General features: G+C 42.8%; 10 protein-coding genes. All 10 read left to right on the top strand.

From position 1 onward, the window contains the following. Positions 1-105: 105 nt before the first annotated feature. Positions 106-2,196 (top strand): class I SAM-dependent DNA methyltransferase, encoded by a 2,091-nt coding sequence (locus Q0081_RS06200; RefSeq protein ID WP_298350393.1) that lies wholly within the window; start codon positions 106-108, stop codon positions 2,194-2,196. After that, on the top strand, positions 2,193-3,329 hold the full coding sequence (locus Q0081_RS06205) for a restriction endonuclease subunit S (RefSeq protein WP_298350395.1): 1,137 nt from the start codon (positions 2,193-2,195) through the stop codon (positions 3,327-3,329). The genes Q0081_RS06200 and Q0081_RS06205 overlap by 4 nt, the downstream gene beginning before the upstream one ends. 20 nt (positions 3,330-3,349) lie before the next feature. Beyond that, the gene (locus Q0081_RS06210) at positions 3,350-4,024 is read left to right on the top strand and encodes a transposase (RefSeq protein WP_298350396.1); all 675 of its coding nucleotides are present in this window, start codon (positions 3,350-3,352) and stop codon (positions 4,022-4,024) included. Positions 4,025-4,188: 164 nt separating this feature from the next. Then, positions 4,189-4,707 carry a hypothetical protein gene (locus Q0081_RS06215; RefSeq protein ID WP_298350397.1) on the top strand — a complete coding sequence of 173 codons (519 nt, stop codon included), beginning with the start codon at positions 4,189-4,191 and terminating at the stop codon, positions 4,705-4,707. A gap of 14 nt (positions 4,708-4,721) precedes the next feature. After that, positions 4,722-5,126, top strand: coding sequence for a helix-turn-helix transcriptional regulator (locus tag Q0081_RS06220; protein WP_298350398.1), 405 nt, complete (start codon positions 4,722-4,724; stop codon positions 5,124-5,126). Then, positions 5,116-5,556 (top strand): hypothetical protein, encoded by a 441-nt coding sequence (locus tag Q0081_RS06225; RefSeq protein WP_298350399.1) that lies wholly within the window; start codon positions 5,116-5,118, stop codon positions 5,554-5,556. The genes Q0081_RS06220 and Q0081_RS06225 overlap by 11 nt, the downstream gene beginning before the upstream one ends. 12 nt (positions 5,557-5,568) lie before the next feature. Further along, the gene (locus Q0081_RS06230; protein WP_298350400.1) at positions 5,569-8,793 is read left to right on the top strand and encodes a type I restriction endonuclease subunit R; all 3,225 of its coding nucleotides are present in this window, start codon (positions 5,569-5,571) and stop codon (positions 8,791-8,793) included. Continuing rightward, positions 8,780-9,937 (top strand): hypothetical protein, encoded by a 1,158-nt coding sequence (locus Q0081_RS06235; protein WP_298350401.1) that lies wholly within the window; start codon positions 8,780-8,782, stop codon positions 9,935-9,937. The genes Q0081_RS06230 and Q0081_RS06235 overlap by 14 nt, the downstream gene beginning before the upstream one ends. Positions 9,938-10,034: 97 nt before the next feature. Further along, on the top strand, positions 10,035-10,697 hold the full coding sequence (locus Q0081_RS06240; RefSeq protein WP_298350403.1) for a thiamine diphosphokinase: 663 nt from the start codon (positions 10,035-10,037) through the stop codon (positions 10,695-10,697). 105 nt (positions 10,698-10,802) lie between these two features. Next, positions 10,803-11,909, top strand: a complete 1,107-nt coding sequence (locus Q0081_RS06245) for a mandelate racemase/muconate lactonizing enzyme family protein (protein WP_298350405.1) — start codon at positions 10,803-10,805, stop codon at positions 11,907-11,909. Positions 11,910-12,106: the final 197 nt, after the last annotated feature.

Consider the following 12,106-nt stretch of genomic DNA (forward strand, 5'->3'; position numbering starts at 1 on the left):
AGCTGACATTCGGCATTCACGGGCGTTTCCTGTTTGTTTTTTTGCGGCTGTTCCGATAAGTATTCTAACTTTGGAACTTAATATAGCCTTAAGATTCAAAACTTCATGCAAGGGAAACAGCTCCGAAAATTAGAAACCGAATTGTGGCGTGCCGCCGACCAACTTCGTGCCAACAGCAAACTGACCGCCTCCGAATATTCCATGCCCGTGTTGGGGCTCATCTTCTTACGCCATGCGTACAATCGGTTTCAAAAAATAAAAGTTGAAGTAGAAAAAGACCTTCCTACGCATCCGCAACGGGGCAAACGTCCTTTGAACAAAAAGGACTTTGAAGAAAAAAACGCCATGTTTTTGCCCGAAACGGCCCAATTTGACTATTTGGTCAACCTGCCCGAAAGTGTCGACATTGGCGAAGCCATTGACAATGCCATGAAGCTGATTGAGGACGAATACGATAACCTCAAAGGCGTACTGCCCCGCAATTTTTCCATTTTCAGCAAAGACCTCCTTCGCGAACTGCTGCGTATCTTCAACAAGGAAGTGTTGCAAAAGGCCGAAGGCGATCTGTTCGGCAAGATATATGAGTTTTTTCTCAATAAGTTTTCCGAAGTGAGTGAAAAAGAAATTGAACAAGTAGAATTGTATGTGCCTGAATGTATTTTAAGATTATACGTTGAGGTTATTGAACCTAATCACGGCATTGTATTTGATCCAATCTGTGGTTCAGCAAGAACTCTTGTTGAAACTGGAAAATATTTAATAAATGAAGGCTTGCAGTCTGCCGAAAAAGTAACATTTTATGGACAGGAAAAAACCGACACCAACACCAAACTGGCCAAAATGAACCTGGCGGTGCACGGCTTGGAAGGAAATATTCAGGAAGGCAATACTTTTTACGAAGACAAACACGACCTCGTTCACGAATGCGATTTTGTAATGGCTAATCCTCCCTTTAACGTGGACGGCGTGGACAAAGCCAAAGACGCGGTGAAAAAAGACCCGCGTTTGGTGTTGGGCGGACAAGTAAACCTGCCCAAAAACGACAACGCCAACTATTTGTGGATTCAGTATTTCTACAACTACCTGAAACCAACAGGCAGAGCCGGCTTTGTGATGGCTTCGTCTGCCTCTGATGCCGGACACAGCGAAAAGGACATACGGGAAAAGTTGGTAAAAACGGGGGCCGTAGATGTGATGATGGCGATTGGTAACAACTTTTTCTATACCCGTTCGCTGCCCTGTACGCTGTGGTTTTATGACAGAGCCAAAGCTGTAAGGGCATCCCTTGTGGGTGCCCACAATACAGGCGACAAAGTGCTGATGTTGGATGCCCGAAAAATATACCGCAAGGTAACCAGTAAGGTAAACGACTTTAGCCCAGAGCAATTGCAAAACCTCATTTGCATTGTAAACCTGTATAGAGGTAATGCCCAGAAGTTTGAAAGCACCGTAAAAAGCTATTTGCAAACGTCTGCCGACTTAGCCAAAGAAACAGCCGAAGCTACTACTGCACTACAACAGCAATTGCAGAAGGTTTTTAAAACCGTAAGCGACTTTGCGACCAAATACGCCAAGGAAAACAAAGAAGCCAAAGCCTTTGTAGATGCCCTGATCATTGAAGAAACCGCAAGCATTTACGAGCAACAAAATGCTCTTGTACGGGCTGCCCTTGTGGCTGCCCCAGATTTAGAAAGCATTGCCCACTTGTGCAAAGCCCTACGCAAACCACAAGACAAACTCATTAAGCAATTATTGGATGCCATTAGCACAGCCTCCAAAGAATACCAACTGAGCAAAAACAAAGACTGGAAAGAGTTGAACCTGAAAGAACAACTCGACCAACTGAAAGCCCTGCAACAGCAACTCAGTGGCAACCCCAACGAAGAAGAACCCGGCCTGCTGCACGAGACCGACTACTATTGGAAACAGGCACATTGGCTCACGAGCCGCTTTCCGGCGGGCGTATATGCCGATGTAGAAGGACTGTGCAAAGTAGTAACCCAAGCAGACATTGCCACCAAAGACTACTCCCTCAGCCCCGGGCGCTACGTGGGCGTGGATACCCGCACCGACGACGACGAGGCGGACTATGAAGAACGCCTCCGCGAAATACACCTTGAGCTCGACGGCCTCAACGAAGAAGCCATCGCGCTGGCAAAAACAATTTCTGAAAACTTTAAAGGGTTTGATATATGAAGTGGGAGAATTATCAATTAAAAGATATTGCAAACTATTGGTCAGGGAAAGTTGAAGCAAGTGTTTTAGACGCTACGAATTATATTTCAACTGAAAATTTAATTCCCGATAGAGGAGGTGTTGTCAATTCAAACTATGTTCCGACTTCTGGCAATTCAAATAGTTACTCTGAAAATGATGTATTAATCTCAAACATTCGTCCTTATTTCAAAAAGATTTGGTTTGCTGATAAACAAGGCGGTTGCTCAAATGATGTTCTTGTATTCAGGGCAAAAGAAAATATTGAACCGTTGTTTCTTTATTACCAACTTTCAAAGGACGCATTCTTTGATGATATGGTGGCTGGTTCAAATGGAACAAAGATGCCACGAGGAAATAAGACTTCCATAATGGAATTTAAATTACAAATCCCCCCCCTCCCCACCCAACGCAAAATAGCTTCCATCTTATCGGCATACGATGATTTGATAGAGAATAATCTGAAACGGATTAAGTTGTTGGAGGAGAAGGCGTTTTTGAGGTATAAGATATTAATGAGTAGTGAAAAACTGATAGAAGGAACAGTTGGAGATTTAGCAGATGTAAAATCAGGATTTGCTTTTAAAGGTGCTGATTGGACAGATGAAGGTTTTCCAGTTATCAAAATAAAAAATATTGGAAACAACGATATTGATTTAACTGATTGTAGTCTCATCCCTGAAAACATTGCAGAAGCAGCGGCAAAATTCAAATTGAATGCAGGCGATTTATTGATTGCAATGACTGGTGCAACTGTTGGTAAAATTGGAATGATGCCCAAAACGGAAACTTCTTTTTACTTAAATCAACGAGTAGGTATTTTCAAACCTAAAGTTGAAAATGTGGAACTATTCCTATTTTGTTTTTATAATGAGCCATCAGCAAAGGACGCTGTTGAAAGTTTAGCTTCAGGTGCAGCACAGCCCAATATTAGCGGAGGGCAACTTGAAAGTATCAAATTATTTTATCCAAAATTTGAAACAGTCACAGAATTTGGCAATTCAATAAAAAGTCAGTTTGAATTAATTTGGAATTTGAAACAACAAAACGCCAAACTCCGCGAAGCGCGGGATATTTTATTGCCGAGGCTGATGAGTGGGGAGGTGGAGGTATAAGGGCGAAAAAGAAAACAAAAATGAACCAATACAATCCTAATATCCACCACCGCAGGTCTATTCGATTAGAAGGATACGATTATGCACAGGCAGGTTTGTATTTCATCACAATATGTTGTCAGGACAGAGCCCATTTATTTGGCGAAATCGTAGGGGCGAACCCTTGTGGTCGCCCAGATACAGGTGCAAACCCGGATACAGGTGCAAACCCGGATACAGGTGCAAACCCGAATGTAGGGGCGAACCCTTGTGGTCGCCCGAATGCTGAAATGAAATTAAACGATGCGGGTAAAATGATTGAAAACGAATGGTTGGCATTAAAAAAACGATTCCCACATATTGAATTACACGAATACGTGGTGATGCCTAACCATTTTCACGGTATTTTGGAAATCGTTGGGGCGATGCAAATGGGCAACCACAAGGGTTGCCCCAACGGTTACCCAGACGGTTGCCCCAACGGTTGCCCCGACGGGGGGAAAACCGTTGGGGATATGATGGATGCGTTTAAATCAATCACAACCGTGGAATATATACGGGGGGTAAAAAAAATGAATTGGCAATCATTCAACGGCAAATTGTGGCAACGCAATTATTGGGAACATATCATGCGAAACCAAAAATCCTATCATACCATTTCGGAATACATCAAAAACAATCCGGCAAAATGGAATGATGATAAATTAAATACATGATGGCTTGGGAATACTCCAAAGATAACCTGATCGAACAAACCGCTTAATAATTAGTGAGTTAGCTGCTATGTAAACCTAAGTATGATTGTTTATTGCTACCAAAAACCTTAGTTTTACCTTGATTTATATAAAAGTGAAATATAATTAGTGAAATTCTGTTATAAGTGAATATATTTGAGCTGGAAATATTCGACAATGAAGGAAGGCGTTGTGTATTCTATACTGTCAGATGGCAAGATACAACTCTAAGCGAAACTGATAAATTCTTTTTTAAGTATAAAAATGATGCAACCCTTAAAAGACCACTACAGGAATTGGCAAAATTTTTGGAGGTAGTGATAGGCGAAGAAAATGGAGCATTAGAAGCTTATTTTAGATTTGAAAATCAAGCTCAGGCGCTACCTCCCTCAGGTACTTTCAAGGTAGATGAAGTAACTGTAAATTATGGTAATTTCCCCTTACGCTTATATTGCCTGAGGATATCTGAAAGCTTAGTGATACTTTTTAATGGAGGAGAAAAAACAGGCAGAACAGCACAGGAAGGAAAAACAAGCTTGGTTTTTCAGGAAGCCAATCGGTTTGCGAAAAAAATTTTAGATGCTATATATCAGGGAGATATAATTATTACCAATAACAATAGAGAATTCAGAAGCTTTGATGGAAGTTCAGAGATAATTCTTTAAAAGAAAATTCAACCATGAGAAGTAAAATATTCCAACAAGTATTGGACGAATCACCCAAGGAGGTGGAAATATTTGTCAGGCTTTATGCTGATATAGTTTTGAGAGTAAATCAGCTCTTGAAGGAAAAGGGGCTCACGCAGAAAGCCCTTGCTGAAAAATTAGAGAAAAGTCCTTCGGAAATTCATAAATGGCTCAGTGGGGATCATAATTTTACATTGCGGTCCCTTGCCAAATTGGAAGCAGAGTTGGGAGAGACTTTGCTGTCAGTACCTAAGCCTCATAAACATACTGATTTTGTATCACCTCAAGGTAAGACTACATTTAAAGTATATGTAGACAGGAATAGGCAGGAAGCAAAGCCTGAATGGAAATATGAAGTAATATTAGCCCAAAATTGTGAATTAGCCAATGTTGGATAAAAAGCCTTTTGACCCGGAAAAACTTTCTATGATTGAATTCAAACTCATTAAGGGACAAATAGATACGCCCGAAGAATTTGATATTGAAAAAATAGAAGGCCATCAAGTGGAAAACAGCCTCAAATTAGGTTTTAATTTAGAGGACAAACTAATTAAAGCCGACTTTACTGCTGATGTTAAAACAGATAGTAAAGGGGAAAATGAAGAAGAGGCGAGAGGCATTTTTCACTTAGTGTTTATTTATAGGGTGGAAAATTTGGAGATGTTGGCAACACCTGACAATAATACATTAAATGTTGAGCCCGCATTGCTAAATGCATTGTCAGGAATCACCTATTCTACAGCTCGTGGTATAATGCTTACTCGTTTGCAAGGAACTGCATTCAAGGATTTTATTTTGCCTATTATTAATCCAAACAAGCTGCTTTAATCATTAAATAGCATGGCTTGGGAATACTCCGAAGATAATCTGATCGAACAAACCGCTATTGAACTGTTTTTCCATCGTTTGGGGTGGGATACTCTATTGGCGTACAACAAAGAGAGCTTTGGAGAAGGCAGTACGTTGGGGCGCCTGAACAAAAAAGAGGTGGTTATCAAGCGAATATTTTTGGAGAAACTCAGGCAGTTAAATCCTCAATTGCCCGAGAAAGCCTATTTGGAAGCCTACGAAAAACTGATCGAAGAAAGCAGTACCAAGTCGTTGGCCGAAATCAATTACGAAAAACACCAACTGCTTCGCGATGGTATTCCCGTCAAACTTCCCCCCTCGCCTGAAAGGAGAGGGGATGGGGGTGAGGTTAAAACACTCAAGGTTTTCGACTTTGAGAACCCCGAAAACAACAACTTTTTGGCAGTACAACAGCTCTGGATTCAGGGCAAAAGCAACCGAGAGCGCCGTCCCGATATCATTGGGTTTGTCAATGGCATACCGTTGCTGTTTATTGAGTTGAAAGCAGCCCATCGTAAATTGGAAAATGCCTATCTGGAAAACTTCACCGATTATAAAGACGTCATTCCCAAACTGTTTTATTACAATGCTTTCGTTGTATTGAGCAATGGTATTGAGAGCCGCATAGGCAGTATCACGGGCAAATATCAGCATTTTCATGAGTGGAAACGCATCACCGAAGAAGAAGACGGAGTGGTAGCTTTGGATCGGATTATCGTAGGTATTGGCGAGAAAAAGCGGTTTTTAGACCTGTTTGAAAACTTTATTTTGTTTGATCATTCATTGGGCAAAGTAGTAAAACTCATTGCCCGCAATCATCAGTTTATTGGAGTCAATAAAGCCATTGCCAACATACGGCTTAAAAATGAGCTGTATGAATCAGGGCAAATTGACATAGAAGAAAAACAAAAACTGGGCGTGTTTTGGCATACACAGGGAAGCGGAAAGTCCTACTCGATGGTGTTTTTCTGCCAAAAAATTCATCGAAAATTTACGGGGAGTCATACCTTCCTGATTGTAACAGATCGCAACGAACTCGACACTCAGATATACGGCACGTTTAGCGGCGTAGAGGCCGTGCCGCCCATCAAGGCCGGAGGAAAAGATTCACTCAAAGCAGGCAGCGGAAAGCACCTCAAAGAATTGCTTGGGGCAGAACACCGCTATTTATTTACGCTTATTCATAAATTCAATTTTGAAGAAGTCATTACGCAGCGGGAAAACATCATTGTGATTTCGGACGAGGCCCACCGTACCCAAGGTGGAAATCTGGCCATGAACCTGCGAAATGCGTTGCCTAAAGCTTCTTTTATGGGTTTTACGGGTACGCCCCTGTTTAAGGATGACGAGTTGACAAAGCGAATTTTCGGTGACTATGTTTCTCGCTATGATTTCAAACGTAGCGTAGATGACGGAGCCACCGTGCCGCTGTATTACGAAAACCGGGGAGAATACCTGAAACTGAATAATCCAACGATCAGCGACCGCATACGGGCGGTCATTGATGCTGAGAGCGAAGAGTTGGAAAGCGACCAACGCAGTAAAATTGAACAGCTTTTTGCCAAAGAGTATCCGATTCTTACCGCAAAGAAAAGACTGGATGCCATCGCCAAAGATGTGGTTTGGCATTTTTGTAACCGTGGCTACAAAGGCAAAGCAATGTATGTGGCGCTGGATAAACTGACCGCCGTAAAGATGTACGATCTGATTACGCATCAGTGGAAGCAGTACATTGAAAAGATGGAAAAAGAGGTAGCGGGAGGAAAATACGGCGACCAGGAAGTGCTTGAAAAAAGCAGAGAATTGCAATGGATAAAGGAAACGGAGATTTGTGTGGTGGTCAGTTCGGAACAAAATGAGATCCAAAAATTCAGAAAATGGGAATTGGATATTGAGCCGCACCGCGAAAAAATGAATACGCAGGACCTCGAAAAGAGGTTCAAAGAAGAAAATGACCCCTTTCGCCTGGTGATAGTTTGCGCCATGTGGATCACGGGATTTGACGTACCGACCCTTTCCACGCTGTATTTAGATAAGCCCTTAAAATCCCATACCCTGATGCAGGCGATTGCCCGAGCCAACCGTATCAGTGAAGAAAAAAACAACGGGTTGATTGTGGACTATATTGAAACCTACACGGCTTTATTGGATGCTCTGAAACTCTATGGAAGCAATGAAGGCGGCAGCGGTGAAAAACCTGAACCGCCCGTTCAACCCAAAGAGGTATTGATTCAGCAATTGGAAGAAGTATTGGTAAGTACCGAAACCTTTTTACAGGAAGAAGTACAATTCGATTTGGAGGAACTGATTAAAACCACCGGACTGGAAAAATTAGCAGCGCTGGAAAGGGGAGTGAATGCTGTATATACCAATGACGAAACCAAGCGGAAGTTTCAGATTTTAGCGCGAGAGGTATTCAAAAAGTACAAAGCCCTCCAACCGGACAAAGTTTTGAATCAATACGCACCAAGAAGGAATGCCGTGAATGTGATTTATTCGGCCATCGAAGGCAATGTAGAAAGCGCTGATGTGACCGACATTATGAAGAAAATTCAAAATGTCGTCGATCAATCCATTGACAATGTAATGGCAGAACCCACTCACGACAGTGGTAGGGTGATTGATTTAAGCGGTTTGAACTTTGAATTGTTGGAAAAGCATTTTTTAGAGTCAAAAAATAAAAATACTCTTGTTCAGTCTCTCAAGGAGAGGGTTGAGAAAAAGTTGAAACAGATGGTGGATAAAAATCCGCTGCGGGTTGATTATTACACACGTTATCAGGAAATCATTGATGAATACAACCGAGGGAAAGATTCAGTGACGATTGAAGAAACGTTCAAAAAACTGATTGCATTTATCAACTCACTGACGGAGGAGGAAATAGACACCAAGAGAGAAGGGTTGACTGATGAACAAAAAGCGATATTTGATATTCTTCGTAAGCCTAACTTATCTAAATCTGACAAAGAAAAAGTCAAAGAAATTGCCATTGAGCTATTGGATGAATTGAAAAAAGAAAAACTGAAAGTGGAGCAATGGGCCGATAAATCGGTGACGGCAGCCGCTGTTTTTAATATAGTCAGCAAAACTCTTTTTGAAGCATTGCCCTATCCAACGTACGAAAATGATGATATTGACCTAAAAACCAATTTAGTATATACCCATATCAAACAGCAGTATTACGGGGGAGGGGCCAGTATTTATGGAAGGTATTAACGCTCTTCGCTACCGTTTACTTCTACTTTTTCAATTTCTGCTCATTTGCGCGGTAGTTTACCTCAAACTTCGCGCTGATTCTGCCTATTTTCTGACTCCTGATTCGCATTACTATCTTCAAGCGGCACAAAATCTGCTAAACGGTAAAGGCTATGTCATTACGTTTGAAGGCAAAGAAACGGTTTGCGCTATATGGCCGATGGGTTATTCTGGGCTGATTGCCGGGATGGCTTGGCTGACCACAGTTTCGGTAGAAACTGCTTCCAAAATCGTTAATTTATTAGCGTTGGCAGGTTGTTTTTGGCTGATTTTGCGTCGTTTTCAGGACAAAGCGTGGTTTGTAGCGTTGGGATTGTCGACTTCCTCTTTGGTACAACTTTATACCAATACATGGTCCGAAACGGTGTTTTTATTTTTTGTTTTAGGGTTTGTCTTTCCCCCCTTCTCCAAATGGATCGGAGTCGCGTCCGACAAGGGGCAGGGGGCGGTTCGCCGACGCGATGAGGCTCTTTGGGCAATAGGCGCTTTTCTAACTCGCTACGCGGCCGTCTTTTTATTGATTCCGTTACTGATTCAGCGCAGGTTTCGGGCGGCGGCTTATTATTTGGTGTTTATCAGTGGGTATTTATTCTATAACTTTTATCAAACTCATACCTTCACGGGCGGGCATGGTTTTTGGTCTGACGAGCCGGTGGGCGTGCGCGTATGGCGAGGGTTACGAGGTTTGGGAGAAGAGTTTGTGTTTTTTGCGGTGCGCGATTGGGATTTGAAAAGTGGTACTTTGAGTGATTCGACGAAGTGGTTTATTTATGGCGTTGCAATTACCCAATTTGTAATTGCAGGTTTGATTATTTGGAGGTTGTACAAAGAGAAGGACTTAGATACCTCCGCGCAGCGGACCGTCGGCCTGACAAAAGGACCGTTTTTTTTCACGGCGGTAGCTTATTTGCTTTTTACGATTGTCATTTATGTTACCGACGCTTCTATTGAAAGTTTATATTTCAGACGTTTAGCACCTTCGTCGTTCTTATTTACGTTGGGCATTTTGGGATGGGTTGCTGAACAAAAACAACTCTTTGAGCGCACTCAATGGCTTTTTGTCGCTTTCTTTGTGTTGTCACTGATTCATTCACTACCAAAATAGTATTGAGTATTTAGTAATGAGTATACGAGACTTGTCTCACTACTCACTACTCACTACTCACTACTCACTACTCACTACTCACTACTCACTACTAAAAATGTCTTCCCATCACATTGTAAGAGAAAAACAGGAACCTGCGCTGCTGATTGCCAACGGTGAAGGATGTAGTTTTGAGTTGTTGGGCCAGTTGTTGGAATGGTCACCTTTTATAGTTGTACTCGACCACGCCATTCATCGGGTGTTGGATTTGGGTATCAAAGTCGATGTGTTACTGGGGGATTTTGACCGGAATGTGGATTTTGACGAAATCTTGGCCCGACAATATCCGCTTGAAATTGCCCCCGCCCCCGACCAAGACAAAACCGATTTGGAAAAAGGCATTGAGTTTTTGATAGAGCGCGGTTTTCCTGCCGTCAATATTGTGTGGGCCACGGGCCGCCGCGCCGATCACAGTATTACCAACCTAACGAATATCGTTCGCTACAAAGACCAAATCAAAATTGTCCTGTTGGACGATCACTCCAAGGTTTTTCCGTTGGTGGGTACGTTTGAAAAATGGTACGCCGAAGGGACGCCCATTTCGCTCGTGCCCGTTGGCACGGTAGAAGGCATCACAACCGAAGGTCTCAAATACAATTTACAGGCAGATGAGTTAAAACTTGGCTACCGCAGCGGCAACAGCAACGAAGCCGCCGCCGATGGGTTTGTAAAAATCTCGGCCCAATCCGGCGATTTGCTGATTATGGAATGTTGGGATTAGTTCGGTTTTGACGGGGCCCGCAACGGCCGGGGCCGCCCGAGCGGGACCGTGCGGTTTGAAGTTTACAATTTTTACTTTTGTTTTGAGAAAATAAATACGAATACAATGCCCATTATTACCCGCATCGAAGTTTATAAATTTAACATTCCGCTTCAAGCTCCCGTTACGATTGCGATTGGAACAATTGAAGAAGCCCGAAATATTTTAGTAAAAATTCATACATCCGATGGCCTTTACGGGACCGGGGAAGGAGCCCCGTTTTGGATGATTGTGGGCGAAACTCAAGCGACTGCTTATGCGGCGGCGTACGATTTGGCTAAGTTGTTGATTGGCAAAAATCCCTTGGACTTGGAAGGTTGTATGGCGGCGATGGATAAATACTTGAGTGCAAATCCTACCGTAAAAAGTACGTTCGACATGGCGTTGTATGACTTAGCCGCCAAGTACGCCAATATGCCGTTGTACCAATTTTTGGGAGGAACCAACCGTCCAATTGTAACCGACGAAACCATTTATATTTCGAGTCCCGAAGCCATGGCCGCCGATGCCATCAAAATCAAAGAGCGTGGTGCCGAGGCGATTAAAGTAAAATTGGGAACCAATGCACCCGACGATATCAAACGGATTGCGGCCATTCGCAAAGCCATTGGCGATGCTATTCCGATTCGTACCGATGCCAACCAAGGATGGGATTACGTAAGTGCATTAAAAGTACTGAATACCATTGCCGATTGGAACGTGGAATACTGCGAGCAACCCGTAAAACATTGGGACTACGCGCACATGGCTCGTCTTCGCCAAAATGCCCGCGTGCCGGTGTGTGCTGACGAATCGTTGTTCTCGCCGCAAGATGCGGTTAAATTGGCGTCACAGCAAGCTGTCGATTACTTCAATATCAAACTCTCCAAAAGCGGCGGATTACGCAACGCCGTTAAAATCAATGCCATTGCCGAAGGAGCCGGAATTCGGTGCATGATTGGTTGTATGTCCGAATCGCGTTTGGGGATTTCGGCCAATGCGCATTTTGCGTCGGCACTACACAACGTCGTTTTTTACGATTTAGACTCACCATTTGAACACGCCCAAGACCCCATTTTGGGAGGAATTAACTATCAAAACCATTATCAGGTCATCATTCCCGATTCACCGGGACACGGTGCTGATGTGGATATGGCTTATTTGCAGCAGATGGAATCATTTGTGATTGAATGAGTAAACCTGTGAGGTTTTTGAAACCTCACAGGTTTGGAATGATTTTTTAACTGTTCGATTTTTTAATTCCACACAAGCCAATAGTGAATATTGACAAAATTATTTTATAATAACTCGCGAGACATTATCCTCCTTATGGATTACGATAAAATACGACTCAAACCAGCCAAATTTGTGGCCTTGACCTCTTTACATGA

The organism is Runella sp. (assembly GCF_027484545.1).
Taxonomy (GTDB): domain Bacteria; phylum Bacteroidota; class Bacteroidia; order Cytophagales; family Spirosomataceae; genus Runella.

Excerpts from the sequence above, each read along its gene's own strand:
- Q0081_RS06200 (WP_298350393.1), top strand. The coding sequence starts at position 106 with ATGCAAGGGAAACAGCTCCGAAAATTAGAAACCGAATTGTGGCGTGCC.
- Q0081_RS06205 (WP_298350395.1), top strand. The coding sequence starts at position 2,193 with ATGAAGTGGGAGAATTATCAATTAAAAGATATTGCAAACTATTGGTCA.
- Q0081_RS06210 (WP_298350396.1), top strand. The coding sequence starts at position 3,350 with ATGAACCAATACAATCCTAATATCCACCACCGCAGGTCTATTCGATTA.
- Q0081_RS06220 (WP_298350398.1), top strand. The coding sequence starts at position 4,722 with ATGAGAAGTAAAATATTCCAACAAGTATTGGACGAATCACCCAAGGAG.
- Q0081_RS06225 (WP_298350399.1), top strand. The coding sequence starts at position 5,116 with ATGTTGGATAAAAAGCCTTTTGACCCGGAAAAACTTTCTATGATTGAA.
- Q0081_RS06230 (WP_298350400.1), top strand. The coding sequence starts at position 5,569 with ATGGCTTGGGAATACTCCGAAGATAATCTGATCGAACAAACCGCTATT.
- Q0081_RS06235 (WP_298350401.1), top strand. The coding sequence starts at position 8,780 with ATGGAAGGTATTAACGCTCTTCGCTACCGTTTACTTCTACTTTTTCAA.
- Q0081_RS06240 (WP_298350403.1), top strand. The coding sequence starts at position 10,035 with ATGTCTTCCCATCACATTGTAAGAGAAAAACAGGAACCTGCGCTGCTG.
- Q0081_RS06245 (WP_298350405.1), top strand. The coding sequence starts at position 10,803 with ATGCCCATTATTACCCGCATCGAAGTTTATAAATTTAACATTCCGCTT.